The sequence below is a fragment of the Hydrogenophaga palleronii NBRC 102513 genome (assembly GCF_001571225.1).
GTDB lineage: Bacteria > Pseudomonadota > Gammaproteobacteria > Burkholderiales > Burkholderiaceae_C > Hydrogenophaga > Hydrogenophaga palleronii.
In genome coordinates this window covers 64,056-89,013 of the sequence record NZ_BCTJ01000019.1, presented here as the reverse complement: position 1 = coordinate 89,013, position 24,958 = coordinate 64,056, and the positions used below count along the sequence as shown (strand labels likewise).

The window sequence follows — 24,958 nt, the reverse complement described above, 5'->3', positions numbered from 1 at the left end:
CGAAGCCTCGTCAGCGGCGCAGGGGGGAGCGTCCTCTTACTCCCCGAGGCCCAGAGGCGCCGGCGTGTGCATCACGATGCGCGTGAACAGGCGGTCGTAGGCCGGATCGCGCAGCCGGCGCGTGCTCAGCGGATCGGCATGGCCACAAAAGGCTTCGTCCAGCACGGCCCAGTCGGCCTCGGTCAGTGCCTTCTCGGCCACCGGCAGCAACACGGTTTCTTCCAGCTTCATGTGGTCGAGGTAGAAGACCACGTAACGCACCGCCTCGTTCTCGAACGCTGGCCGGTGCAGTTCGCCCAGGTACTCCCAGGCCATCAACAGGTGCATCAGTTCGCGCACCCGCATCTCGCCGCTCATGTGGTCGCGTTCGAGTTGTTCGATGGTCGGCATCAGGTCCGGCGCAGCACGCGCCAGGCGCGGAAACAGCAGGTTGGATTCTTTCGGGTGGTGGTTCTTCTCGGGGAAGGCGTCGATGTAGAACAGCATGGCGCGCAACACATCGAAGTAACGGTCACGCCCACCGATCTCGGGTGCATCGGGGCCCACACGCACCATGTGCGAGAGCGATTTCAACATCGCGCTCAAGCCTGCGTGTTCGTCACGGATCACGCGCACTGCGTCGTGGGTCATCGGTTGTCTCCAGGTGAGACAGCGAGCATCGCGCAGCGCGCGCCGCACGGCCTTGACCTGCGTCAAGCCCGTTGCGCGCGGCCTTGCTTCAGCGCCGCGGCGGTGTCCAGCGCTTGAGCAACAAGGCGTTGCTCACCACGCTGACCGAACTCAGCGCCATCGCCGCACCCGCCACCACCGGGCTCAGGAAACCCAGCGCCGCCAGCGGAATGCCGGCCACGTTGTAGACAAAGGCCCAGAACAGGTTCTGCCGGATCTTGCGCACCGTGCGGCGCGAGATGTCCAGCGCCGCCGCCACCAGCATCGGGTCACCGCGCATCAGGGTGATGCCGGCGGCGTGCATCGCCACGTCGGCACTGGCGCCCTGGCTGTGGCTCATGGCCATGCCGACATCAGCCGCCGCCAGGGCCGGCGCGTCGTTCACACCATCGCCCACCATGGCCACGGTGTGCGACGGGCCGCCCATGGTGCCGATGCGCAACTGCCGCACCACGTCGGCCTTGTCCGCCGGCAGCACCTCGGCCACCACCTCGTCCTGGTCTGCGCGCAAACCGAGCCGGGCCGCCATGGCCAGCGCCGCACCGCGGTTGTCGCCCGACACCATGAACACGCGCACACCCTGCGCACGCAGGCCGGCGATGGCGCGCGCCGCACCGGGCTTGGGTTCATCACCAAAAGCCAGCAGGGCCAGTGGTGCCCAACCGGGCGCGGCCGTGCCTTCGGCAGGCAACTGCGTTGCCAGCACCGACACCGTGGCGCCTTCGGCCTGCAGCGCGTCCGCACGCTCGGCCAGCGGGCCCAGGGCGGCCCCCAGTTCACCCATCCAGCGCAGGCTGCCGAGCGCCAGCAAAGCGCCCTTCACCCGGCCCTGGTTGCCCCGGCCCGACACCGCCTGTACGGCCTGGGCCGCGTCGGCTGCCACGGCAATGTCACGCGAGGCCGCGGCTTCCAATACCGCACGCGCCAACGGGTGCGCGCTCTGCGCCTGCAGCGCCGCAGCCGCCTGCAGCACCGCCTCTTCGTCCACGCCGGGCGCTGCCTCGATCACCAGCAGGCGCGGGCGGCCTTCGGTGAGCGTGCCGGTCTTGTCGAACGCCACGGTGTCCACCTTGTGCGCAATCTCCAGCGCTTCAGCGTCCTTGATGAGGATGCCGTGCTGCGCCGCCACGCCAGTGCCGGCCATGATGGCGGCCGGCGTCGCCAGACCCAGTGCACACGGGCAGGCGATCACCAGCACCGCGACCGCGTGCAACAGCGCTTCTTCCAGCGGGGCGCCGCTCCACCACCAGGCCAGCAAAGTGCCCAGCGCGATCAGCAACACCACCGGCACGAACACCGCGGCCACCTGGTCCACCATGCGCTGCACCGGCGCCTTGCCGGCCTGTGCGTCCTGCACCAGGCCGATGATGTGGGCCAGCACGCTCTGCGCACCCACGGCACGCACCTGCACATCCACCGCGCCTTCACCATTGAGCGAACCGCCGGTGACCGCATCACCCACCTCCTTGGCCACCGGCATGGCTTCGCCGGTCAGCATGGATTCGTCGGCCTGCGTCTGGCCTTGCACCACCGTACCGTCGGCAGCAAAACGCTCACCCGGCAGCACACGGATGAGATCACCCGGCAGCAGTTCGTCCACCGCCACATCGGTGCTCTCGGTGCGGCGCACGCCGTCGGGCAGCAGATGCGCGCGCTCGGGCCGCAAGGCGTGCAGGGCACGGATGGCGCTGGTGGTCTGGCGTTTGGCGCGCGCCTCCAGCCACTTGCCCAGCAACACCAGCGTGATCACCACCGCCGAAGCTTCGTAGTACAGGTGCACCGTTTCGCCCGGCGCTGCGCGCCACCACAGCCAGGTGGACAAGGCCCAGCCGGCCGTGGTGCCGATCGCCACCAGCAGTTCCATGTTGCCGGTCCAGGCCTTGAGTGCGTGCCAGGCGGCGCGGTAGAAGCGCGCACCCAGCACGAACTGCACCGGCGTGGCGAGCAGGAACTGCGCCCAGGCCGGCAACATCCAGTGCTGGCCGAACAGATCACCCACCATGGGCAGCACCAGCGGCAAGGACAACAACACCCCCGCCAGCACCGGCCACAGATCACGCGGCACGCCGTAGACCAGCGCCTTGTCGTCGGCATCCATGGCATCCAGCGTGCGTGGCTCGTAGCCGGCATCGCGCACCGCGCGCTTGATGCGTGCCAGCGATTCCTGCGCGTCGCCGCTGCTCAAGGTGACACGCGCCGATTCGGTCGCGAGATTGACCGTGGCATCACCCACGCCCTCCTGTTTGCGCAAGGCCTTTTCCACCCGCGTGACGCAGGACGCGCAGGTCATGCCACCGATGCCGAGATCGATCTGGACCGGTGGATACGAAGGTGCGGAAGGGGGTGTGGCAGCGCCTTCGGCTGCCGTGGCGGTGATCGTCGTGTTCATGGGGGCCAGCATAAGCTTTACCACCGTGGCAAGGTCAAGCGAGCTTGTTGCGAAGTGTGACCTGATGGCGCTTGACCTTGACACCATGTCAAGGATCACAATGCATGCACCGTTCACTTCCACTACCCAGGAGATCCAGATGAAACAACAACTCAAGGTACAGGGCATGACCTGCGGCCACTGTGAAAAAGCCGTGGCCGGTGCCATCCGCCAGCTCGACCCGCAGGCCAGCGTGCACATCGACCGCAGCCAGAACCTGGTCGAAATCGACAGCACGCAGGACCGCGAAGCGCTGGCCGCCGCGATCCGCGAAGAAGGTTATTCGGTGGTGGCCTGAAGCCATGGCCCGCGAACGCGCCAGCACACCACCACCGGTGATGGACGCCGACACCGGCCAGCCCGGTGACGCGCTGATCCGCTGGCCGGTCAGCATCGGCCGGGCGGCCACGCTGAGCGGCATCTCGCCGAAAATGCTGCGCCACTACGAAACCCTGGGCCTGCTGGCCCCGGTGCCGCGCACCGACAGCAACTACCGCCAGTACAGCCTGGCCGATGTGCACACCCTGCGCTTCATCCGCCGGGCACGCGACATGGGTTTTGGCCTCGATGCCATCACCGAACTGGTGAGCCTGTGGCACAACCGCCGGCGCAGCAGCGCCAGCGTCAAGCGCATCGCGCAAAAACACCTGGACGAACTGGCCCAGCGCATCGAAGCCCTGCAGGCCATGCAGCGCACCATGGGCCAGCTGCTGCACCTGTGCCCGGGTGACGAACGGCCCGACTGTCCCATCCTGGACGACCTGGGCCAGCCCGCTTGCACATTTGCTGCAAAAAGCCGGTAAAAACTTTACCAAGCCGCGACATCAGGGGCACGGCACGGAAACACGGGATCCCGACACTGAAAGCACTCCACAGCCCGACCCACCGGTCACTGTGAAGAAGCTCTTCAACCGTCACCAGGAGTCCCCATGAAATCGCTTCCCCAACGCGCCCTGATCGCCACCACCCTGGCCACCGCCCTGGTGGGCACCTTCGCCACCGCCATCGTGCAGGCTTCGGCCCTGCAGCCAGCCGAAGCCACGGCCCCGACCCTCACCGTGGTGGCACAAGCCAACACCACTGCCCAGCCTGCCACCCCGGTGGCACCCCGGCCCGAGCGCCTGAGCGCCGAGCAACGTGAGCAGAAACGCGCCGAACACCGGGCCCATGCCCAACAGAAGATGGCCGAACGCCAGGCGGCCCTCAAAGACGAGCTCAAGCTCACTCCGGCACAGGAACCGGCCTGGAACGCCTTCATCGCACGCACCCAGCCGCAAGCTGGTGTGGGCCCGGCGCGCGAACGTGGCAGCCGTGAAGACTGGACCAAGCTGACCACACCGCAGCGCCTGGACAAGATGCAGGCCCTGAAAGCCGAACGCGACGCGGCCATGGCCAAACGCGTGGATGCCATCAAGGCTTTTTATGCCCAGCTCAACCCGGAGCAGCAAAAAGTATTCGATTCCAAACGAATCGGTGGTTTCCAGCGCGCCAGCATGCACCGCGGTCATGGCCACCAGGGCCAAAAGGGGCCGCGCCACGGTGAGCACGGCCACAAGGCCGGCCCGGTCTGAACCCGGTTTTGGAGCAGTTTGCGCGGCGAAAGCTGCGCTCTCTCTTCTTCTTATAAATCTTTAAATACAAATAGCAGTAGTAGTAGAGGGCGCTGTTTTGTGTGGACAAGCGCCCTTTTTCTTTTCAGATCAAGAACTTGGATCACTCAAAAGTCTGTGTGAAGCGGGCTGTTGCCGGAAAAGCGGAACGGGGATAAGAATCTGGACAACACACCTTCTGTGGATAACCATTGCTTTGTTAAAAAGTTATGCACAGCGTTGTTATCAACTTGGAGCCATCCAGCCGGAAACATGCCCTGACACCTCGGCGCGGGCTGGCGCCGAACCGGGCCGGAGCGGCTGTTAAGATGCCCCGCTTCACGGCCATCGCTGCCGCCCCGGCGTGGCCTCTGCGGTTGGCCCGTTTTTGGATCTGTTTCTCCCATGTCTGTTGCCCTCACAGGAAACGCGCCCGCCACATTCGAAATCAAGAGCGCCTACTTGCCGTTGGTGGCCTTGATGCTCAAGTCGTCCAACCTGGACCGCCTGGCCGAAGAACTGGCCCAGCGTTTCGGTGACATGCCGGACTTCTTCGACAACGATCCCCTGGTCATCGACCTGCACCCGCTCAATGTGGCCGAGGCCCACGCCCTGCCCGACTTCGGCGCCCTGCAGGCGCTGTTGCGCCAGTACAGCCTGCTGCCGCTGGCGGTGCGCGGTGGCACCATCGAACAGACCCAGCTGGCCATTGCCGCCGGCCTCACGCCCACGCCGGACGCCACGGTGCAGCGCTCTCCGCCCACCCTGCCGATGGCGGCCCAGGAAACCACCAGCGAACCCGAACCCGTGGCCGCACCGGTGCCACCGCCGGGTGCCCTGGTGATCGACAAACCGTTGCGCTCCGGCCAGCAGGTGTATGCCCGCGGCCGTGATCTCGTGGTGATGGCCATGGTCAATCCGGGCGCCGAGGTGATCGCCGATGGCCACATCCATGTGTACGCGCCGCTGCGCGGCAAGGCGATTGCCGGTGCGCGCGGCAATGCCGACGCCCGCATCTTTGCCCTGTCCATGGAACCCGAACTGATTTCCATTGCGGGCATCTACCGCACCAGCGAAGTGGACCTGCCGGCCTCGGTGCGCGGCAAGACCGCCCAGGTGCGCCTGGTGCCCGGACCCGATGGCGACAAACTCGTGATCGATGCCCTCGGCGCCTGAGCCTTCTTCTTTTTTCGCATCCAAGGACTTTTCACCATGACCAAAATCGTTGTCGTCACTTCCGGCAAGGGCGGGGTGGGCAAGACCACCACCAGCGCCAGCTTCGCGGCCGGCCTGGCCTTGCGCGGCCACAAGACCGCCGTCATCGACTTCGACGTCGGCCTGCGCAACCTGGACCTGATCATGGGTTGCGAACGCCGCGTGGTGTACGACCTGATCAACGTGATCCAGGGCGAAGCCAACCTGAACCAGGCGCTGATCAAGGACAAGCAGTGCGACAACCTGTTCGTGCTGGCCGCCAGCCAGACGCGCGACAAGGACGCGCTGAGCCAGGAAGGTGTGCACAAGGTGCTGACCGACCTGAGCGAGATGGGTTTTGAATACATCATCTGCGACTCGCCCGCCGGCATCGAAGCCGGTGCGCTGATGGCCATGCACTACGCCGACGAGGCGCTGGTCGTGACCAACCCCGAAGTCTCCAGCGTGCGCGACTCCGACCGCATCCTGGGCATGCTGGGCAGCAAGACCCAGCGCTCGATCGACGGCAAGGACCCGATCAAGGAACATCTGCTGATCACGCGCTACAACCCGGGCCGTGTGGCCGATGGCCAGATGCTGTCGCTGGAAGACATCCAGGACATCCTGCGCATCAAGCTCATCGGCGTGATCCCCGAGAGCGAAAGCGTGCTGACCGCGTCCAACCAGGGCATGCCGGCCATCCACCTCAAGGGCACAGACGTGGCCGAGGCCTACGCCGACGTGATCGACCGATTCCTTGGCGCCGAAAAACCGATGCGCTTCATCGAAGCCGAAAAAACCGGTTTCTTCAAGCGCTTGTTCGGAGGGAAGTAAGGCATGTCAATTTTCTCCTTCCTGCTCGGCGAAAAGAAGAAAACCGCGAGCGTCGCCAAGGAGCGTCTGCAGATCATCCTGGCGCACGAGCGCAGCGGCCGCAGCGCGTCCGAACCCGATTACCTGCCCGCACTGCAACGCGAACTGGTGGCGGTCATCAGCAAGTACATCAAGATCAACCAGGACGACATCAAGGTCCAGCTCGAGCGCCAGGACAACCTGGACGTGCTCGAAGTCAAGATCGAGTTGCCCGATCGCAAGTGAGCGGTCAGGCCGTGCGCCCGTGGTGCAGGCCGCCAGTGGGTGACAGCAGATATTGGCGTTTTCCGTGCGTTTGCCCTCGTCCGTTGAGGCTTTCGTGGCTATCTTCGGAGGCAGTTTTGTCTGCATGCCCGCAGGCGCACGGGAGGCACCGATATGGGACTGCAGGACCGCGAGTACATGCACGAACGAGAGCGCCGTGAGCGCCCGTTCATGCCACCGAAAAACAGGGACTTCAACCTCTGGATGGTGATGTTCACCATCGTTGGCGTGCTGGGCCTCTACCAAGGCTATGCGTGGCTGCTGGATCGAAAGGCGAAACAGGCTGTGGGTGCGGAACGCGCGGTGTCCGATGCGCCCATGCAGCCGGCGTACCGTTGCATCGTTCGAGGCCAGCCCGTTCTGTCGGCAACGCCGTGTGCCCCGACCGAAGTGCCCCCCGCGGCTCACGCGGTTCCACCGCAGCGTCAGGCGCCACCAGTGGAGTCACCCCGATCCGCAGGCAGTGTCACCCTGTACCACTGCAAGGCTTACAGCGGCGGCAGCTTCTGGGCCAACACCCATTGCAACCAGCACCGGGCACTGATCGACCGCATGGTCAGCGTGCCTGGTCATCTGCCCTTTGCCCAGCAGGTTGAGATCGCTGAAGGTGACCGGGCGGCTGCCGCCCGCCTCATCGCCGAACAACAGCGGCAAACCCATGTGACTGTGGTACCAACCGCACGCGACCAAAGGATGGCGAGGGCGGAGGAATGCCGAGCCTTGAACGAAAGAATCGCCTATCTCGACGCGCTGGCCAGGCAACCGAAAACCGCAAGAACACAGGACTGGATCCGCGCAGAGCGCAAGAAAACCCGTGACCGACAATTTGCCCTGCGGTGCTGACAGCCAGACGAGTGCCACCAGGCCAGCGGAGAAATCCGGGGCGGTTTTTCCGTCGCTGTGTTACATTACGCGGTCGCCTAGTGCGACCAGCCGCGTCCCAGCTTCACCGCCCGGGCGCACCGCCCCCGGCAGAGGGGCGGCTGGTCCAGCCCCTCCTCGGCGCCGCGCCACACCGCTTTCTCACAGCACGTGGCCCTCTTCCTCCCTGCTGTTGCCGATGCCCCTGCCGTGGCTCGTGCGCCGGTCCCGACCTTCTGCCCTGTGCACAACCAGGCCAGGACCGGATCCAGCGGCAGGGCACCCCGGTGTTGGGGCCGCCACCTGTGTTTGTTTCGGGTCCTTCGATGCCGCGGCCAAGACCGCGCGCCGGACCCACTGATGTTTTTGATGATTTATAACTTTCCGAATACGACCAACAAGAGACTTTCTCCCCTCACCCTGGGCAAGTACCGCATCGCGGCATCGCCGTGTGCACTGCCCGGAGGACTTTTTGCCGCTCAGGTGTCCATTGCCAGCGGCCACGGCAGCGCCTCGACCGCGCGCGTGATGCGCTTTGACAGCGCTTTTCCCAGCCACGACGCGGCGGCCGATTACGCCATCGCGCAAGGCATCGATTGGGTGCAGGACACCGTGCGCCAATCCGCCAGACCCAACTGACCGATACACTTCACGCAAGCAAAGGAAACACCATGGCCAAAGAAGAACTGATCGACATGATGGGCATCGTCAACGAGGTGCTGCCCGATACGCGTTTTCGCGTCACGCTGGACAACGGTCACCAGTTGATCGCCTACTCCGCTGGCAAGATGAAAAAGAACCACATCCGCATCCTCGCGGGTGACCGGGTTTCGCTCGAACTCTCGCCCTACGACCTGACCAAGGGCCGCATCAACTTCCGCCACATCGAAGGCCGCGGCCCGATGGTGCCGCGCAAGCCGCGCTGAGCATCACCGCCACCGTTCTGCTTCAGTAGAACAAGGCTCCCAGGTCGGCGCTGCTGCGCTGGCCGATGTCGGCCCGGTGTGCCGACAGCCAGGCCAGGCCGTGCTCTCGGCCCTGGCCGAACAGCCGCTCGAAAAATCGCATGCTCGCAGCGGCCTTGCTCTCGCTGCTGAGTGCGCGCATCACGTCGCTGGCTTCGACCACGTGGAAGTGCGTGCCGACCAGGCGCCGGTCCAGCTCACCCCGGCGCCACCAGGCGCTGTGCACGGCGCGTTCGCGCAGTTGCGCAAACATGCGCATCTCGCGCAGGAACGTGGCGTTGAAGCCGAGCTCCATCACCCGGTTCTTGATCTCCGCCGCCGATTGCGGCGTTTGGTCGTGGTGCAGCGGTGCCAGCATCACGAGCAGGATGTCGCGCGCGCTGCATTCCTGGAACAGTGGAAACACCGCCGGGTTGGCCGCGTAACCGCCATCCCAGTACGGCTCGCCGTCGATCACCACGCTGCGGTGCAGGGTGGGCAGGCAGGCCGAGGCCAGCACCGCCTCGGGCGTGAGTTCGGGGTTTCGGAACAGGCGCAGCTTGCCGGTGTTGACGTGGGTCGCGGCGACGAACAGCTTGACCGGGCAGTGCGCGCGCAGGCGCTCAAAGTCCACCTGCGCGCTGAGGATCTTGCGCAGCGGGTTGAGGTCGAAGGGGTTGAGCTGCTCGGGCGAAAAGTAGTGTGTCCACTGCAGCATCATCTGCATCGCTGGCGCCAGCCGCATGTCGGTGCCGTCGGCGGTGGGCGTGGCCAGCTCGAACGGCAGTGCCGCTGCCACCGCGCTCCAGAATCCGCGCAGGGCGCTGCGCGCACCTTCGGGGCCGCCGTCCATCAGGCCCTGCGCCAGCAGCACCGCGTTCATGGCGCCGGCGCTGGTGCCGCTGATGCCGTCCAGCCGCAAGCCGCCTTTTTCCAGCAAGGCGTCCAGTACGCCCCAGGTGAACGCACCGTGCGCGCCGCCGCCTTGCAGCGCGAGGTTGATCGCGGGCGGGCGGCGCCAGTTCAAACCATCGCCCTCAGCCGCGGCGCGCGCGGCGCGCCCGCACCGCGTCGGCCAGCCCTTGCAGCACGGGCACGGTCTGCGCAAAGGAGATGCAGGCGTCGGTGACGCTCACGCCGGCCTGCAGCGGCTGGCCGGGCACGATGTCCTGGCGGCCTTCTTCGAGGTGGCTCTCGATCATCACGCCGACGATGCGCGAGTCGCCCGCCGCCACCTGCGCCGCCACGTCGGCCGACACCTCGATCTGGCGGCGGTGCTGCTTGCTGCTGTTGGCATGCGAGACGTCGATCATCACCTGCTCGCGCAGGCCGGCCTTGTGCAGCAGCGCACAGGCCGCGGCCACGTCGGCCGCGCTGTAGTTGGGCGCCGCGCCGCCGCGCAGGATGACGTGGCAGTCCTGGTTGCCGCGCGTTTCGAAGATCGCCGCCTGGCCCATCTTGGTCATGCCCATGAAGGCGTGCGGGGCCAGCGCCGCCTGGATCGCGTCGGAGGCCACCTTCACACCGCCGTCGGTGCCGTTCTTGAAGCCCACCGGGCAGCTCAGGCCGCTGGCGAGCTGGCGGTGGCTCTGGCTCTCGGTGGTGCGCGCGCCGATCGCGCCCCAGCTCACCAGGTCGCTGATGAACTGCGGGCTCAGCAGGTCGAGGAACTCGGTGCCCACTGGCAGGCCGAGCGCCAGCACGTCGAGCAGCAATGCGCGCGCCATCTCCAGACCTTCGTTGATGGCGAAGCTGCCGTCCAGGTGCGGGTCGTTGATGTAGCCCTTCCAGCCCACGGTGGTGCGCGGTTTCTCGAAGTACACCCGCATCACGATCAGCAGATCGTCCTGCAGGGCATCGGCCTGGGCCTTGAGCAGGCGCGCGTACGCCATCGCCTGCTGATGGTCGTGGATGGAGCACGGGCCCACCACCACCATCAGGCGGTCGTCCTGCCCCTGCAGCACGCGCGAGAGCGCGGCCCGGCTGCGCTCCACCAGGGTCTGGGCGGCCTCGCTCGCGGGTTGCCATTCCTGCAGCAGCGCAGGCGTGACCAGCGGGCGCACGGCGCCAATGCGCAGGTCGTCGATGCGGGTGGTGTCGTGGGTCGAGGGAGCGGGGGCGTGTGGTGCGTGGGTTTTCATGAGGATCTGGCGTGGCGGCGTTTCAGGCCGTGGCGGGATTCGGTGGCTGGCCCCGTGGCGGCAGCGCTGGGGGTGTGGCTTCAAGCAATGGTGCGCGGCGCGGAAGCGGCCACGGGCGGGCGCCGTGCTGTCGTTTGCGCCTGGAAAAAACGCGGCAAGGCGGGGCGCGCGCAGCGCTGCAGCGCCATCAGGAAGGCGTGGTCGGGTTGCTCCACGCCGTGGCGTGTGCGCAGGTCGTGCTGGATGCGGCCCAGCAGCTCGGCCGCCATCTCGGCGTCGGCCAGCGCCCGGTGCGCCTGGCCGGTGCGGGGCAGGTGGAACAGGTCCACCAGCGCACCCAGCTTGTGGCTGCGCGCTTCGGGGTAGAGCCGGCGCGACAGCAGCACGGTGCAGGCAAAGGCGTGTGGTGCGTCCAGGCCCGCGTGGGCCAGTTCGGACGCCCAGTAGCGGCGGTCGAAGGCGGCGTTGTGCGCCACCATGGGCACATCGCCCACGAACGCGGCCGCTTCGCGCATCACGCTGGTGGCCGGTGGTGCCGCCTCGACCATGGCGTTGGTGATGCCGGTGAGCTGGGTGATGAAGGACGGGATGCGCACACCCGCGTTCATCAGGCTCTGGTAGCGGTCAACCACCCTGCCCTGCTCGGTGATGACGATGGCTACCTCGGTGGCGCGGTCGCCCATGGCGGGCGAGATGCCGGTGGTTTCAAAGTCGATGACGGCGATACGGGTCATGGGCTGAACTGTAGCGCGCCCGGCCCGTCGCCCTCCGGCGGCGCTGCGAGCCGCCGGGCGTGTGGGTCATTGCCGCTGCGTGGCTTGTTCGCCCATGGCCATGGCCGGCATCGTGTGTTGCGCCATCGAAGACTCGGTGGTGCCATAGCGGTGTGGAGCGAGATCGCGGTAGGTCGCGCCGGTCTGGCCGTCGGCCACCAGCTCACCGCGCGCCCAGGCCTGTTGCAGCTCGGCCTGCACCTGCATGCGGGTCTTGCCCGAGGGGGTGGGCATGGTGGTGTTGTAGCGGCCCGGGTTCAGCTCGCGGTAGGTGGCGCCGGTCTGGCCATCGGCGATCAGGCTGCCGTTGCGCTGCGCCTCGGCGAGTTCGGCGCGCACCTGGTCGCGTGTTTTGGGGGCGGAAGCGTCGGCGGCAAACGCCATGCTGGTGCATGCGGTGCCGAGGGCCAGGGCGATGAGGGAGAGGCGTGCGGATTTCATGACAGGGTCCTTTCGGTGGGTGCCGGACAGCCCGGCGTTGGTGGGCCCACTGAATACGCCCCGGCGGCGCAACCGGATTCAAAAATCCGCGCCATCTGCAAACGAAGACTCACGCCTTGGCCTTGGGGTACAGCACCATCTGCGTGCAACGGAACAGTGCAATCGTCTTGCCGGTTTCGCGGTGCGTGACCACCGCGTCCCACACCTGCGTGGTGCGGCCCAGGTGCGCGGGCGTGGCCACGCAGTCGATGGTGCCTTCGAGCGCGGTGCCCAGGTGGTTGCTCTTGAGCTCGATGGTGGTGAAGCCGTTGGCCTCCGGCGGCAGGTTGGCCACGCAGCCGTAACCACACGAGGTGTCGGCCAGCGTGACCACGCTGCCCGCGTGCAGGAAACCGTTGGGCGCCATGGTGGTGGGGCGCACCGCGAGTTCGGAGCGCACTTCCTGCGGGCTGACGTGGGTGATGACCAGGCCCAGGTGGCCGGGCAAGGCGCCGGCGCCGCGCTGGTTGAATTGTTCGGCGAGTGTGTTGCTCATGGTGAGGTCTCTCCTGTGTGGTTGGCTCGAAAGAAGAAAAGATTCGGACGGCGGTGTCAACGTGTCCAGCCACCCAGGTGGATGGCTGCCGCCAGGCTGGCACCGTACACCGCCAGGCTGAGCGCGATCACCGCGAACAGACCCTGGGCCGGTGTCTGGAACACGTGCACGCAGAGCCAGCCGCCGATGGCCAGGATCAGCAGGCGGCCCATGCTGCTGGCCAGTGGCCAGGCCATGCGGCCGGCGCCTTGTGAGGCGAAGAACAGCGCCAGCCCGAGGCCGAAGAAGACATAACAGCCGCCGACGATGTTGAGGTAAACGCCGCCCACCGCAAGCACGGCGGCGTCCTGCGTGAACAGGCCCATCCACAGGCCGGGCGCGAACGCGGTCACCAGGCCGATGGCGCCGGTGATGGCCGCCACCACCGCGCCTCCGGCCCAGGTCACGCGCAGCGCGCGCGCCTGCTGGCCCGCCCCCATGTTGGTGGCGACCATCGCGGTCAATGCGGTGCCGAAGCCGAACGCGATCGGCACCAGGATGTATTCCAGCCGCGCTGCCACGCCGTAACCCGCCAGCGCGCTCGTGCCGTAGTGGCCCACCAGGGCGGTGGCGACCGCGATCGAGGCGTTGCTGATCACCGGGCTGAGCGAGGCCGGCAGGCCCACGCGCAGGACCTCGCGCCACAGCGCAAGCCGCGGCCACCAGGGCGTGCGTTGCAGGTGCACCGCGCCGTCGCGGCGCAGCAGCCAGGCCACCATGACCAGCGCCGACAGGCTGTTTACCGTCAGCGTGCTCAGCGCTGCGCCGGCCACGCCGACGCCCTGCACCGGGCCCCAGCCGAACACCAGCAAGGGGCTGAGCAGCAGGTGCAGCAGCGCAGTCGCCACTAGCAGCAGCGACGGCAGCAGCATGTTGCCCGCACCGCGCACCACGGCGGCCAGCACGTTGGTGAACCAGATCGCCGCCGCACCCGCGAACAGCGCGTTGGAGTACGCGAGTGCCGCGTCCAGCGCTGCTCCGCGTCCGCCCATGGCGCTGAAGATGGCACGTCCGCCGCCGAGCATCACCACCATGAAGACCAGCGCGAGCAAGGCCGCGATCAGCAGCGATTGCTGGGCCAGCCGGCCCGCGTCCTTGCGCCGTCCTGCACCGAGCGCACGCGCCACGGCGGCGGTGGTGGCGCCGCCGATGCCGCCGGCCGACATCTGCATCATCAACATCGAGAGCGGGAACACCAGCGCGATGCCGGCCAGTGCGTCCGCGCCCACCAGGCCGAGGATGTAGCCGTCGTAGCCGATCACGATGGTCATCGCGAACAGGCCCAGCACGTTCGGCGTGGCAAGGCGAAACAGCGTCGGCAGCAGCGGTGCGTGCAGCATCTGCTGCACGCGGTCCCCAGCGGTATCGGTGCGCGTGCCGTGCACGGGAAGGACGGTGCTCAACGCCGTGCCGTCGCCCTGCGGGTTGCGGTGTGGGCGGGCTTCGGGATGGCCCAGCGTGGTGCTCATGGGCGGGCCTGCTCAGGCGCTCGGGTCGCGCAGATAGACACCCGGATCGGCCGAGAGACCACGCTTGACCTGCTGTGTGAGCTCGTCACCCAGCACCTCGTCGGCGCCGGCTTCCAGCGCGTCGAAGGCGCGGCGCACGATGGCTTCGGGTGCCGACTTCGGCATCTCCAGGCCGTGTGTGAGGTCGGTGTCGACAAAGCCCATGTGCAGCCCCAGCACCTGCGTGCCCTGCGCGCGCAGTTCGTTGCGAAGCCCGTTCGTGAGTGCCCAGGCGGCAGACTTGCTCGCACCGTAAACGGCCAGCGTGGGCGAACTGATCCAGCTCGCGATCGACAGCACGTTGAGCAGTGCGCCGCCGCCATTGGCGGCGAGCACCGGCGCGAAGGCCTGGCCCATGCGCATGGGACCGAAGAAGTTTGTCTCCAGCTGGGCGCGGGCCGATTCGATGCTGCCTTCGCCGAGGAAACCGCCCAGGGTGGCGATGCCGGCGTTGTTGATCACCAGCGTCACATCGCCCGCATGCCGGGCGGCGGCGGCGACCTGGTCGGGGTCGTTCACGTCGAGCTCAATGGCCTCGACGCCTTGCAGCTTCACGCTGGCCGGGTTGCGCGCGCCGGCGTACACCTTGCGTGCGCCGCGCGCCAGCGCCTCGCGGGCAAAGGCCAGACCGATGCCGCGGTTGGCGCCGGTGATGAGAACGGTGGAATCCTGAAGTTTCATGGTGTGTGATACCTGGGTTGGGGATGAAAAGTTTTTATATGACGGTCGTCATACTCAAGGCCGAAAAAAATGGATGGCATGGCCCGGCAGCGTGTTCAGGCCGAAGGAGAAACGTCGTATTGCGCCAGCAGTGCGGCGCGGCTGGCGGACAGCAGCGCCCTGCTCTCGGCGCCGCCGTCCAGGGTGCGGGCGAGTTGCAGCGCACCCACCAGCTGGCTGGCGATGGCGGCGGCGCTGCCTGGCGCTGCGCCTTCGGGCAGGACGCGCTCCACCGCGGTGATCAGGTCGCGCACACACTGCGCGGCAGCGGCCCGCACATCGGGCGACTGGCGCGGCATTTCCGACGCCAACGCCGCCACCGCGCACCCGCTCTCGGTGGCGCTCAGGTGCCGATCGGACAGGTAGTTCTCCACCAGCGCACGCAGCGGGCTCGCACCCTTGGCTTCTCGCATTGCGTTGCCCTTGGCGATGCGCTCGCCACTCTGCCGCCCGGCGTGGTCCAGCGCCTCTGCCAGCAGGGCGTCGCGCGAGGCGAAGTGGGCGTAGAAGCCACCGTGCGTGAGGCCCGCCTGCTTCATGATGTCGGCCACCCCCACGCCCTGGAAGCCGGCGCGCCGTATCGCCTTCGAGGCGGTGTCGACGATGCGCTCGTGCGTCAGGGCTTTGCGGTTGGGTGCGATTTCCATGCCGCGATTGTAGGCGTAAATATGATGGCCGTCATATAAACCCCTTGCACACAGCAACCGCCGGGGCTGCGGCGCGCGGTTTCAGGCGGTGGCGCGTGGGCGCCGCGGGGCGGGCTTGCGGGTGGGCGTTTCGGGCTTGGAGGCCGGTGCCTCGATCAGTTGCAGCAGCACCTGGCGCACATTGGCCCGCATGGCCGCGATGGCCTTCCTGTCGCCCGACAGGTGCTTGAGCAGGCACTGCTGGAACAGGCCGTCGAGCATGGCGTAGGCCGCCTCGCTCGACGCCTTCACCGGCGCACCCGCCAGTTCCGACAGGCGCTGCAGCACGCGCCAGATCATGTTCTCCAGGCTGCGGTCGATCGCCTCCACGTCGTCGCGCAGCGCTTCCTCGAACAGCGCCTGCGAACGCAGGTCGTACCAGAGGCGGTGCATCGTGGTCTCGTTGCGCAGCGTGTCGCCCAGGGCCTGGGTGAAGCCGTCGAGCAGCTGATCGAAGCGCGTGGAGGTGGTGGTGACCTCGTCGTAGCGTGTGACGCAGCGCGCCTTGTACTGGCGCACGCTGCACAGGATCAGGTCGAGCTTGTCGGTGAAGTAGTAGTGCAGCACGCCGTGCGAGAAGGCGGAGTTCTGCGCGATCTCGCGCAGGCTGGTGCGCGCATAGCCCAGCTCGCCCAGCGTGTGCAGTGCGGCCTCGCCGAGCTCGGCACGGCGTTCGGCGAACTTGTCGTTGCGGGGTGCGGCTTTGTCCATGGGGGCGATTGTAAGGAGCGGGCACAGGCGTCGCCAGCCGAACCTTGACGACTGTCCAGAAAAGTCTTGACAGTCGTCAAGACGATTCCCAGAATGAAACCGTTCCTCGACGAACACGGTTCCACATACACACAGGAGACAAGATGAAACAGTTCGATCTGACCGGCCGCAAGGCCCTGGTCACCGGGGGCGCGCGCGGCCTCGGTGAAGGCATGGCACAGGCCCTCGCGGCCGCGGGTGCTTCGGTGATGGTTGGCGACGTGCTCACGTCGCTCGGCCAGGAGACGGCGGCCAGGTTGTCCGCCTCCGGCGCGAAGGCCGGTTTCGTGAAACTGGACGTGACGCAGGAGGCCGACTGGGAAGCCGCGGTGAAGGCGACTGTGGACACGCTCGGTGGCTTCGACATCCTGATCAACAACGCCGGCATCGAAGTCACCGCACTGGTGGCCGACATCGAACCCGAGGCGCTGCGCAAGATGCTCGACGTGAACATCGTCGGCACCGCGCTCGGCCTCAAGCACGCGTTCCGTGCCATGCGCCCCAACGGCTCAGCCGGCAAAGGTGGTGCGGTGGTCAACATCTCGTCGGTCGCCGCCACCATCGCCTTCCCGGCCATCGCCGGTTATTCGGCCACCAAGTCGGCGGTGGACCGTCTTACCCGCGTGGCCGCCATGGAGGCCGGCAAGCTCGGTTACGGCGTGCGCGTGAACTGCATCTACCCCGGCCTGGTACCGACCGAAATGGGCATGAAGCTCGCGGGCGATGTGGTGGCCGCCGGCCTGTTCGCCTCGCCCGATGCGGCGGTGGGCGCGATCGTCGAGCAGACACCATCGGGCCGCCTCGGCGAGGTGGGTGACATGGCCGACGCGGTGGTGTTCCTGTGTTCCGACGCCGCGCGATTCATCAACGGTGCAGGCCTGCCGGTGGACGGCGGCATGGGCATGTGAACAGGAGCACAACATGAGCAAGAGCAACAAGAAACCCGTCATCGTCTACGGCGCTTCCGGCTACACCGGGCGGCTGGTCTGCGAGTACCTGCGCGAGTACAACATCCCCTTCATCGCCGCCGGCCGCAGCGCCGACAAGCTCAACGCCGCGATGCAGGCCAACGTGCCCGGCATCGAGACGGCAAGCTACGAGGTGGTGGCGGTCGAGCACAGCGTGAAGGCACTCACCGATTTGTTCAAGGGCGCCTCGGTCGTGTTGAACACGGTCGGCCCGTTCGCCAGGTTCGGCCCTGAGGTGGTGCAGGCCTGCCTGGCCGCGAAGTGCCACTACACCGACACCACCGGCGAGCAGGACTGGCTGATCACGCTCGACGAACAATACGGCGAGAAGTTTGCCAACGCCGGCCTGCTGTTGTCGCCCGGCCTGGCGCAGATGTACACCACCGGCGAGATCGCCGCGCAGCTGTGCCTGGAGACGCCGGGCCTGGACACGCTGGACATTGCGGTGTTCTGGGGCGGCAGCCCGACGATCGCGTCCACGCAGACCATCCTGGTCAACGCCGCGATGGCCAAGGCCTATCACCTGCAGCAGAACCAGTACGTCGAATGGCAGCCCGATGCCGGTCTGTACCAGCTCACCATTCCGGGCCAGCACGAGATGGCGCTCGCCCTGCCCTGGGGCGGCACCTCGCACCCGGTGTGGTTCAGGCGCGACCCGCGCGTGGCCAACGTGCAGGTGCTCGGCGGCGTGTTCAACAAACCGCTGATGCAGGGCGTGCCACTGATCGTGGCCGCCGCGCTCGAGGCCACCAAGGACATGAACCCCAACGACCGCTACGCCGCGCTCGCGCAGACTGCGGCGGGTGTGATGAACACCATGCCGCCGCGCGAGAACCCGCGCATCAACAAGTCGGTGGATTCGGTGCACGCCTCCGGCCCGCTGGGGCGTGCGCACTGCGTCATCTTCGGCAACTGCAATTACAAGCAGACCGGCATGTTGCAGGCCTTCGCCGCCAACTGGCTGCTGCAGCAGGCGCCGAAACGCGTCGGCTTCGCGTCAGGCTGCCAGGCCTTCGGCCACCACGAGCTGCTCGGTGCGCTGCGCGGCTTCGGCCTGGTGCAGGCGCCTGTGCTGACCGTGCAGCAGTGAAACAGAGGAGCCGCGCATGCGCCTGATCGACTACCTGGACAAGGGCGCCATGCTCGGCCCCGACGCTGCCTGCCTCTCCATGGGGCGCATCGACCTGAGCTACAGCGACGTGCAGCGCATCAGCCACCGCGTGGCGCGTGCGCTGGCGCGCAGCGGCATCAAGCCGGGAGCCAAGGTGGCGGTGCTCTCCAGCAACGACGCCCTGGCCTTTGCCTGCGTGTTCGGCATCTCGCGCGCAGGCGCCGTGTGGTGCCCGGTGAACCCGCGCAACGAGGCCTCGGAAAACCGGTACGTGCTCGATGCCTTCGACTGCAACTGCCTGATCTTCCGCAGCACCTACGCGCCCATGGTGGAGCAGATGCGCGCGCAGTTGCCCAAGGTGCGCGTGTACGTTTGCCTCGACGCCGAGCTGCCCTTTGCGCCTTCCTGGGCGCAGTGGGCCGATGGCACCAGCGACGCCCCCCTGGACGTGCCGCCGGTGGACGACCTCGCCATGATCGCCGGCACGGGCGGCACCACCGGCCAGCCCAAGGGCGTGATGCTCTCGGGCCGCAACCTGGAAACCATGAGCGCGCTCACGCTCATGGGTTACCCGTTCGAGGGCCGGCCAACCTACCTCGCACTCGCGCCGCTCACGCACGCCGCCGGTGTGCTGTGCCTGCCGGTGATGGCGCTCGGTGGCCGCATCGTGATCATGCCCAAGCCCGATCTGGGCGAGTTCCTCGCCTTGATCGAGCGCCACCGCGTCACGCACACCTTTCTGCCGCCGACGCTGATCTACATGCTGCTGCAGCACGAGCGGCTGGCCACGACGAAGCTCGATTCGCTGCAGTGCTTCTGGTACGGTGCCGCGCCCATCTCGGCCGCGCGCCTCGAAGAGGCGCTGACGAAGATCGGCCCGGTGATGGCACAGCTGTTCGGCCAGACCGAGGCGCCGATGATGGTCTCGATGATGTCGCCGCGCGAACACTTCGATGCGAGCGGCGCCGTTGCGCGCGAGCGCCTCTCGTCCGCCGGACGGCCCGGCCCGCTGGTGCAGGTCGCCACCATGGACAGCGAGGGCAACCTGCTGCCCACCGGCGAGACCGGCGAGATCGTGGTGCGCGGCTCGCTCGTGATGACGGGCTACTACAAGGACCCGAAAGCCACAGAGGAGGCGGGCCGTTTCGGCTGGCACCACACCGGCGACATCGGCCGGCTGGATGCCGATGGTTTTCTCTACATCGTCGACCGAGCGAAGGACATGATCATCAGCGGCGGCTTCAACGTGTACTCGGTGGAAGTCGAGCAGGCGCTGATGCAGCACCCCGACGTGCAGGACAGCGCGGTGATCGGCCTGCCCGACGACAAGTGGGGCGAGGCGGTGGTGGCCGTGCTGCAGCTGCATGCCGGGCGCAGCGTGTCGCCCGAGGAGATCATCCAGTTCGTGAAGGCGCGCATCGGCAGTGTGAAGGCGCCCAAGCGGGTGGAGATCTGGCCCGACTTGCCGCGCTCCAAGGTCGGCAAGGTGATGAAGAAGGACATTCGCGCGGCGTTGTTGCGCAGCGCGCCGTAAACTGCCGGCATGTCACTCAAGATCACCGTTTATTCCAAGTCCGCCTGCCCGCAATGCGAGTCGGCCAAGATGCTGCTCAAATCCCGTTCGCTCGATTTTGAAGAGATCAAGATCGACGACGAGGCCGAACGTCTGGCCTTCTACGAAAAGTGCGGCCCCTCGGTGCGCCAGATGCCGCAGATCTTCATCAACGACCAGCGCGTTGGCGGCCTGCAGGGGCTGCAGGCGGCGCTGGTGCAACTCGGGCGCTGAACGCCGCGCAGCCCTTGTGTGCTGCGCTCCTGTTGCCTGATCAGCCCGCCGTGGGCGTCTTGCCGCGCAGGAAGGCTTCGAGGCCGGCGAGGAAGATCTCGATGTGGGCGTCGAAGCTGCTGTTGAGCGGCACGTCGCTGCCGTTCTGCCAGCGCAGGATGAAGGCGCGGTTCGCCAGCAGGGGCAGGTGGCGCGCCAGCGTCGGGTGGGCCAGCGCGTCCACCGAACGCACGCGGCCTTCCAGAGCCGCGGCCCAGCCTTCAGGATCGTCGGCCGGCAGTGGCGCGAGCTCCATGGTCATGAAGCCCATCAGGGCGGCGATCACGCAGTTGTAGGCCTCGCGCAGGTTGGCCTCGGTGGCGCCGGCTTCCAGCAAGGCGTCGATCACGCCTTCGATCAGTTCAACGCTCAAGGCCCCGTTGGAGGCCAGTTGTGCGCCGAGCAGTTGCGCCACGTTGGGGTGCTTGCGCACCGACTTGCGGTAGCGGCTGAACAGCTTGCGCATCCAGGCGCGCCAGTCGCCGTCGCCGCGTGGCGGCACCACGCCCGCCATCACCAGGTTCGAGACCTCGGCCAGCAAAGCCTCCTTGGACGCCAGGTGCCAGTAGATGGTGCTGGGGTAGACGTCGAGTGAGCGGGCCACATCGCGCAGGCTGAACGCGTGGATGCCGACCCGGTCGATCTGGGCCAGCGCCACCTCGACGATGCGTTCGCGCGTGATCGTGCTGTTGGTCGGCCGGCCCGCGGTTTTGCGAGCAGGCTTCGGAGCGGCGGGGGATGGCATGGCGGCTGGTCGGCTGGTGGGGGGTGATAAGGCCGGGCCGATAGTACATCGTTCATCCCGTTTTCGGTGCCCTCTGGTGGGGCCTGGTTTGCACCGCATTGGGTCGTCCTTTGCACCGGTTGCGGGCGCCTCGCACCTGGGCGTCTGCGGCGCTGCCGCGCATGCGGACTAGGGTTATCCCTCTCCAGCGTCTCTACGCCAGTGGTCAAAATATTATTGTCTGATGAACAATAAACTAATTGTTCAATGTGGCATATTGTTTGCTTGATGCCATGCAGGCCTGCCAGGCGGCCTGCGCGATCTCGTCCGAACCGGACCATGACGGCCAGCCGCCCGCCAGACAGATGCCCATCGCCCCCATTCAACGGTGTTAACCAAGGAGTTCACATGTCATCCACGCGCCGCTTCATGCTCGCCTCCACCCTGGGTGCCGCCCTGGTTCTTGCGGCCGCCCCCGCCCTGGCGCAGGGCTCGGCCAGCACGTTCCGTCTGGTGCCCTCGTCCGATCTGAAGGTGCTGGACCCGGTCTGGACCACCGCGGTGGTCACGCGCAACCACGGCTACATGATTTACGACACCCTGTTCGGCACCGATGCCAAGGGCCACATCCAGCCGCAGATGGTGGAGTCGCACACCGTGAGCAGCGACGGCAAGACCTGGACCTTCAAGCTGCGCAGCGGCCTGGCCTTCCACGACGGCCAGCCGGTGACGGCCGAAGACGTGCTCGCCTCGCTGGCGCGCTGGGCCAAGCGCGACCCGATGGGCCAGCGCATGTACGCCGCGCTGGAGAAGGCCGACGCGGTCTCTGCCAGCAGCTTCCGCCTGGTGTTCAGCGAGCCCTATGGCGTGGTGCTCGAGTCGCTGGGCAAGCCTTCTTCGCTGGTGCCGTTCATCATGCCCAAGCGCATTGCGGAGACGCCAGCAGACAAGCAGATCGCCGAGCACATCGGCTCGGGCCCGTACATGTTCAAGGCCGACGAGTTCCGCCCCGGCGAGCGCGCGGTGTACCTGAAGAATCCGAAGTACGTGCCGCGCGCCGAGGCGCCGTCCGGCACCACCGGCGGCAAGACGGTGAAGGTCGACCGTGTCGAGTGGGTGGTGTTGCGCGACGCGCAGACGCAGGTCAACGCGCTGGTCAACGGCGAAGTCGACATGCTCGAGTCCGTGCCCTTCGAGCACTACACCTCGTTGAAGGCGAACAACCGCATCACCACCGCGGCCGCCGCCGGTGGACAGTACCTGCTGCGCTTCAACCACCTGGTGCCGCCGTTCAACGACGTGCGGGTGCGCCACGCCGCCATGCTCGCGATGAACCAGGACGCGCTGCTGCGCACCCAGGTCGGCATTCCCGAGCTGTACAAGACCTGCATGTCGGTCTACCCCTGCGGTTCGCCGCTGGCCTCGAAGAAGAGCCTGGCGTTCACCGACAAGCCGCAGTTCGCCAAGGCGCGTGAGCTGCTGAAGGAAGCGGGCTACAAGGGCCAGCCCGTGGTGCTGCTGCACGCCACCGACAACACCACCCTGGCCAAGCTGCCGCCGGTGGTGGCGCAGTTGCTGCGCCAGGGTGGTTTCACCGTCGACATGAAGTCGATGGACTGGGGCTCGGTGGTGGCGCGCCGCGCCAAGAAGGACCCGGCGGAACAAGGTGGCTGGAACGCTTTCGTGACCTACTGGGGCACGGAAGACGCTCTCAACCCGGTCAACTACGCGCCGCTCTCGGCCAACGGCGAAGCCGGCTGGTTCGGCTGGGCCAGCGACGAGCGCATGGAGCAGCTGCGTGCGAGCTTTGCCCGCGCCAGCAACGAAGCGCAGCGCAAGCAACTGGCCGAGGACATCCAGGTGCGCGCCTACGAAATCGGCGCCTTCGCGCCGATGGGTGAGCTGCTGCGCCCGGTGGCCTACCGCAAGGGCGTGGTCAGCGGTGTGCTGGTCGGCACGACCAACGTCTACTGGAACATCAGCAAGCCCTGAGGCCCTGCCGCGCGAGACGCCATGTACACCTTCATCGCACGCCGGCTGGTTTCGACCTTGCCGGTCCTGATCTTCGTCGCTGTCTTCGTGTTCCTGATCCTGCGTCTGACGCCCGGCGACCCCGCCGCGCTCATCGTGGGTGACATGGGCACCGAGGCAGACCTCGCCCTTGTGCGCCAGAGCCTGGGCCTGGAGGGCTCGCTGCCGTCGCAGTTCCTGATCTGGGTCGGGGAGCTGATGCGGGGGCACCTGGGCGAGTCCTACTACTTCAAGACCAGCGTCACCACGCTGATCGCGCAGCGCCTGGAGCCCACGCTGTCGCTCGCCGCGCTCACCATCGTGCTGGCGGTGTTGATCGCCGTGCCGCTGGGTGTGCTGGCGGCCGCGCGCCACGGCGGCTGGCTCGACCGCACGCTGATGGGCTTCTCCGTGCTCGGTTTTTCGGTGCCGGTGTTCGTCATCGGCTACGTGCTGATCTGGCTGTTCGCGCTCAAGCTCGGCTGGTTGCCGGTGCAGGGTTATGCGCGCCTGTCGGCGGGCGTCGGCCCCTGGCTCTCGCACCTGGTGCTGCCGGCGGTGACGCTGTCGCTGGTCTACACCGCGCTGATCGCGCGGGTCACGCGCGCCGCCGTGTCGGAGGCGTTGACCGAAGACCACATCCGCACCGCACGCGCCAAGGGCCTGGCCGAGCGCGCCGTGCTGATGCGCCACGCGCTGGCCAACGCGGCCGTGCCCATCATCACCGTGATCGGCATCGGCATTGCGCTGCTGATCGGTGGCGTGGTGGTCACCGAGACCGTGTTCGCCATTCCCGGCCTGGGCCAGCTCACCGTGGACGCGGTGCTCTCGCGCGACTTCCCGGTGATCCAGGGCGTGATCCTGTTGTTCTCGGTGGTCTATGTGCTCATCAACCTGCTGATCGACCTGAGCTATGTGCTGCTGGACCCGCGCATCCGCTATTGACCTGACCGAATGAACACCATGACCACCGATCCCCGCGACCTGCCCGCCGTGGCACCCGAAGAGGCCACACCGGCCGCCCAGCGGCCCTCCACCTGGCGCCTGGTGCGCGCCAACGGCGCCGTGCGCATCGGCGCCTGCGCGCTGGCCCTGCTGGCCTTCGTGGCGGTGGCCGCGCCCTGGCTGGGCACGGTCGACCCTTCGGCCATCGACCCGGGCAGCATCAACATCGCGCCCGGCACGCGCGCGCCCTTCACCGACCTCTCGGGCGAAGCCGTCGACCACGTCTTCCTGCTCGGCGCCGACGGCTTCGGCCGCGACACCTGGAGCCGCGTGGCCTACGGTGCGCGCGTCTCGCTGCTGGTGGGCGTGGCGGTGGCCGTGCTCGCCATGCTCGGCGGCGGCCTGATCGGCCTGGTGGCGGGTTACTTCCGCCGCCTCGACGGTGTGCTGATGCGCCTGATGGACGGCTTCATGGCGATCCCCAACATCCTGCTGGCCATTGCGCTGGTGTCGATGTGGCGCGCCAGCTTGCTGACCATCGTGGTGGCCATCGCCATCCCCGAGATTCCGCGCGTGGCGCGGCTGCTGCGCTCCATCGTGCTGTCGGTGCGCGAAGAGCCGTATGTGGAAGCGGCGGTTGCGCTCAACACGCCGACCTGGAAGATCCTCTGGCGCCACATCCTGCCCAACGCCGTGGCGCCGCTGATCGTGCACGCCACCTACGTCTGCGGCTCGGCCATGCTGGTCGAGGCCATCCTGTCCTTCCTCGGCATCGGTCTCTCGCCCGAGATCCCGACCTGGGGAAACATCATGTCCGAGGGCCGCGTCAACTTCAATGAACACCCCGAGAACGTGCTGTTCCCGGGCGCCTTCCTGGCGCTGACGGTGCTGGCCGTGAACATCCTCGGTGATGGCCTGCGCGACACGCTGGACCCCAAACTGCGCCGCCGCGGAGCCTGA

The 24,958-nt window shown here is 67.2% G+C and carries 28 protein-coding genes; 16 read left to right on the top strand and 12 right to left on the bottom strand.

All coding sequences use genetic code 11. From position 1 onward, the window contains the following. Positions 1-36: 36 nt before the first annotated feature. Both HPA01S_RS14420 and HPA01S_RS14415 read right to left on the bottom strand, forming a co-directional pair. Positions 37-630, bottom strand: a complete 594-nt coding sequence (locus HPA01S_RS14420; protein ID WP_066271274.1) for a hemerythrin domain-containing protein — start codon at positions 628-630, stop codon at positions 37-39. Between the two features lie 88 nt (positions 631-718). Beyond that, the gene (locus HPA01S_RS14415) at positions 719-3,058 is read right to left on the bottom strand and encodes a heavy metal translocating P-type ATPase (protein ID WP_066271304.1); all 2,340 of its coding nucleotides are present in this window, start codon (positions 3,056-3,058) and stop codon (positions 719-721) included. A 139-nt stretch (positions 3,059-3,197) separates the two neighbouring features. Between HPA01S_RS14415 and HPA01S_RS14410 the strand changes: the two genes are divergently transcribed. From HPA01S_RS14410 to infA, 9 genes are all read left to right on the top strand, one after another. Next, the gene (locus HPA01S_RS14410) at positions 3,198-3,395 is read left to right on the top strand and encodes a heavy-metal-associated domain-containing protein (protein ID WP_066271272.1); all 198 of its coding nucleotides are present in this window, start codon (positions 3,198-3,200) and stop codon (positions 3,393-3,395) included. 40 nt (positions 3,396-3,435) lie between these two features. Beyond that, positions 3,436-3,900, top strand: a complete 465-nt coding sequence (gene cueR / locus HPA01S_RS14405) for a Cu(I)-responsive transcriptional regulator (protein WP_066271300.1) — start codon at positions 3,436-3,438, stop codon at positions 3,898-3,900. A 126-nt stretch (positions 3,901-4,026) separates the two neighbouring features. Beyond that, on the top strand, positions 4,027-4,668 hold the full coding sequence (locus tag HPA01S_RS14400; protein WP_066271270.1) for a Spy/CpxP family protein refolding chaperone: 642 nt from the start codon (positions 4,027-4,029) through the stop codon (positions 4,666-4,668). A gap of 423 nt (positions 4,669-5,091) precedes the next feature. Then, a complete protein-coding gene (minC, locus tag HPA01S_RS14395; protein WP_066271268.1) occupies positions 5,092-5,862 on the top strand; it encodes a septum site-determining protein MinC in 771 nt (256 codons plus the stop codon). A 36-nt stretch (positions 5,863-5,898) separates the two neighbouring features. Then, the gene (gene minD / locus HPA01S_RS14390; protein ID WP_066271263.1) at positions 5,899-6,714 is read left to right on the top strand and encodes a septum site-determining protein MinD; all 816 of its coding nucleotides are present in this window, start codon (positions 5,899-5,901) and stop codon (positions 6,712-6,714) included. 3 nt (positions 6,715-6,717) lie between these two features. Beyond that, positions 6,718-6,978, top strand: coding sequence for a cell division topological specificity factor MinE (gene minE / locus HPA01S_RS14385; RefSeq protein ID WP_066271261.1), 261 nt, complete (start codon positions 6,718-6,720; stop codon positions 6,976-6,978). A gap of 153 nt (positions 6,979-7,131) precedes the next feature. Continuing rightward, a complete protein-coding gene (locus HPA01S_RS14380) occupies positions 7,132-7,860 on the top strand; it encodes a hypothetical protein (protein ID WP_066271259.1) in 729 nt (242 codons plus the stop codon). Between the two features lie 378 nt (positions 7,861-8,238). After that, positions 8,239-8,517 carry a hypothetical protein gene (locus tag HPA01S_RS14375; protein WP_245638659.1) on the top strand — a complete coding sequence of 93 codons (279 nt, stop codon included), beginning with the start codon at positions 8,239-8,241 and terminating at the stop codon, positions 8,515-8,517. 32 nt (positions 8,518-8,549) lie between these two features. Beyond that, positions 8,550-8,804: a translation initiation factor IF-1 gene (gene infA, locus HPA01S_RS14370; protein ID WP_056265133.1), complete on the top strand. Its 255-nt coding sequence runs from the start codon at positions 8,550-8,552 to the stop codon at positions 8,802-8,804. A 22-nt stretch (positions 8,805-8,826) separates the two neighbouring features. On the opposite strand, the gene HPA01S_RS14365 is transcribed toward infA, so the two are convergent. From HPA01S_RS14365 to HPA01S_RS14325, 9 genes are all read right to left on the bottom strand, one after another. After that, complete coding sequence (locus HPA01S_RS14365; RefSeq protein WP_066271257.1) at positions 8,827-9,849, bottom strand: patatin-like phospholipase family protein; 1,023 nt, start codon at positions 9,847-9,849, stop codon at positions 8,827-8,829. 10 nt (positions 9,850-9,859) lie between these two features. Then, positions 9,860-10,963 (bottom strand): 3-deoxy-7-phosphoheptulonate synthase, encoded by a 1,104-nt coding sequence (locus HPA01S_RS14360; protein ID WP_066271250.1) that lies wholly within the window; start codon positions 10,961-10,963, stop codon positions 9,860-9,862. A gap of 80 nt (positions 10,964-11,043) precedes the next feature. Beyond that, complete coding sequence (locus HPA01S_RS14355; protein ID WP_066271247.1) at positions 11,044-11,697, bottom strand: 3'-5' exonuclease; 654 nt, start codon at positions 11,695-11,697, stop codon at positions 11,044-11,046. A gap of 66 nt (positions 11,698-11,763) precedes the next feature. Further along, positions 11,764-12,177 (bottom strand): DUF4148 domain-containing protein, encoded by a 414-nt coding sequence (locus HPA01S_RS14350; protein ID WP_066271245.1) that lies wholly within the window; start codon positions 12,175-12,177, stop codon positions 11,764-11,766. A 109-nt stretch (positions 12,178-12,286) separates the two neighbouring features. Continuing rightward, positions 12,287-12,712: a PaaI family thioesterase gene (locus tag HPA01S_RS14345; RefSeq protein WP_066271240.1), complete on the bottom strand. Its 426-nt coding sequence runs from the start codon at positions 12,710-12,712 to the stop codon at positions 12,287-12,289. A gap of 56 nt (positions 12,713-12,768) precedes the next feature. Next, the gene (locus HPA01S_RS14340; protein ID WP_084360696.1) at positions 12,769-14,220 is read right to left on the bottom strand and encodes an MATE family efflux transporter; all 1,452 of its coding nucleotides are present in this window, start codon (positions 14,218-14,220) and stop codon (positions 12,769-12,771) included. 12 nt (positions 14,221-14,232) lie between these two features. Beyond that, positions 14,233-14,940, bottom strand: a complete 708-nt coding sequence (locus HPA01S_RS14335) for an SDR family oxidoreductase (RefSeq protein WP_066271234.1) — start codon at positions 14,938-14,940, stop codon at positions 14,233-14,235. 95 nt (positions 14,941-15,035) lie between these two features. After that, positions 15,036-15,626 (bottom strand): TetR/AcrR family transcriptional regulator, encoded by a 591-nt coding sequence (locus tag HPA01S_RS14330; RefSeq protein WP_066271232.1) that lies wholly within the window; start codon positions 15,624-15,626, stop codon positions 15,036-15,038. A gap of 81 nt (positions 15,627-15,707) precedes the next feature. Next, entirely contained in the window at positions 15,708-16,376 is a 669-nt protein-coding gene (locus HPA01S_RS14325) for a TetR/AcrR family transcriptional regulator (protein WP_066271231.1), read from the bottom strand. A 143-nt stretch (positions 16,377-16,519) separates the two neighbouring features. Here HPA01S_RS14325 and HPA01S_RS14320 point away from each other — a divergent pair, with 143 nt between their 5' ends. From HPA01S_RS14320 to HPA01S_RS14305, 4 genes are read left to right on the top strand one after another with little or no spacing between them, the layout of a single operon-like run. After that, the gene (locus HPA01S_RS14320) at positions 16,520-17,323 is read left to right on the top strand and encodes an SDR family NAD(P)-dependent oxidoreductase (RefSeq protein ID WP_066271228.1); all 804 of its coding nucleotides are present in this window, start codon (positions 16,520-16,522) and stop codon (positions 17,321-17,323) included. Positions 17,324-17,336: 13 nt separating this feature from the next. Next, a complete protein-coding gene (locus HPA01S_RS14315) occupies positions 17,337-18,473 on the top strand; it encodes a DUF5938 domain-containing protein (protein WP_066271227.1) in 1,137 nt (378 codons plus the stop codon). Between the two features lie 16 nt (positions 18,474-18,489). Further along, positions 18,490-20,028, top strand: a complete 1,539-nt coding sequence (locus HPA01S_RS14310; protein ID WP_066271225.1) for an AMP-binding protein — start codon at positions 18,490-18,492, stop codon at positions 20,026-20,028. Between the two features lie 9 nt (positions 20,029-20,037). Beyond that, complete coding sequence (locus HPA01S_RS14305) at positions 20,038-20,280, top strand: glutaredoxin domain-containing protein (protein ID WP_066271223.1); 243 nt, start codon at positions 20,038-20,040, stop codon at positions 20,278-20,280. A gap of 40 nt (positions 20,281-20,320) precedes the next feature. Here the strand turns inward: HPA01S_RS14305 and HPA01S_RS14300 are convergent, their stop codons facing one another. Continuing rightward, positions 20,321-21,064, bottom strand: a complete 744-nt coding sequence (locus HPA01S_RS14300; RefSeq protein WP_066271221.1) for a TetR/AcrR family transcriptional regulator — start codon at positions 21,062-21,064, stop codon at positions 20,321-20,323. A gap of 387 nt (positions 21,065-21,451) precedes the next feature. Here HPA01S_RS14300 and HPA01S_RS14295 point away from each other — a divergent pair, with 387 nt between their 5' ends. The 3 genes from HPA01S_RS14295 to HPA01S_RS14285 are packed head-to-tail and all read left to right on the top strand — an operon-like array spanning position 21,452 to position 24,958. Then, a complete protein-coding gene (locus HPA01S_RS14295) occupies positions 21,452-23,035 on the top strand; it encodes an ABC transporter substrate-binding protein (RefSeq protein ID WP_066271219.1) in 1,584 nt (527 codons plus the stop codon). 21 nt (positions 23,036-23,056) lie between these two features. Beyond that, positions 23,057-23,998: an ABC transporter permease gene (locus HPA01S_RS14290; protein ID WP_066271217.1), complete on the top strand. Its 942-nt coding sequence runs from the start codon at positions 23,057-23,059 to the stop codon at positions 23,996-23,998. An 18-nt stretch (positions 23,999-24,016) separates the two neighbouring features. Beyond that, entirely contained in the window at positions 24,017-24,958 is a 942-nt protein-coding gene (locus HPA01S_RS14285) for an ABC transporter permease (protein WP_066271290.1), read from the top strand.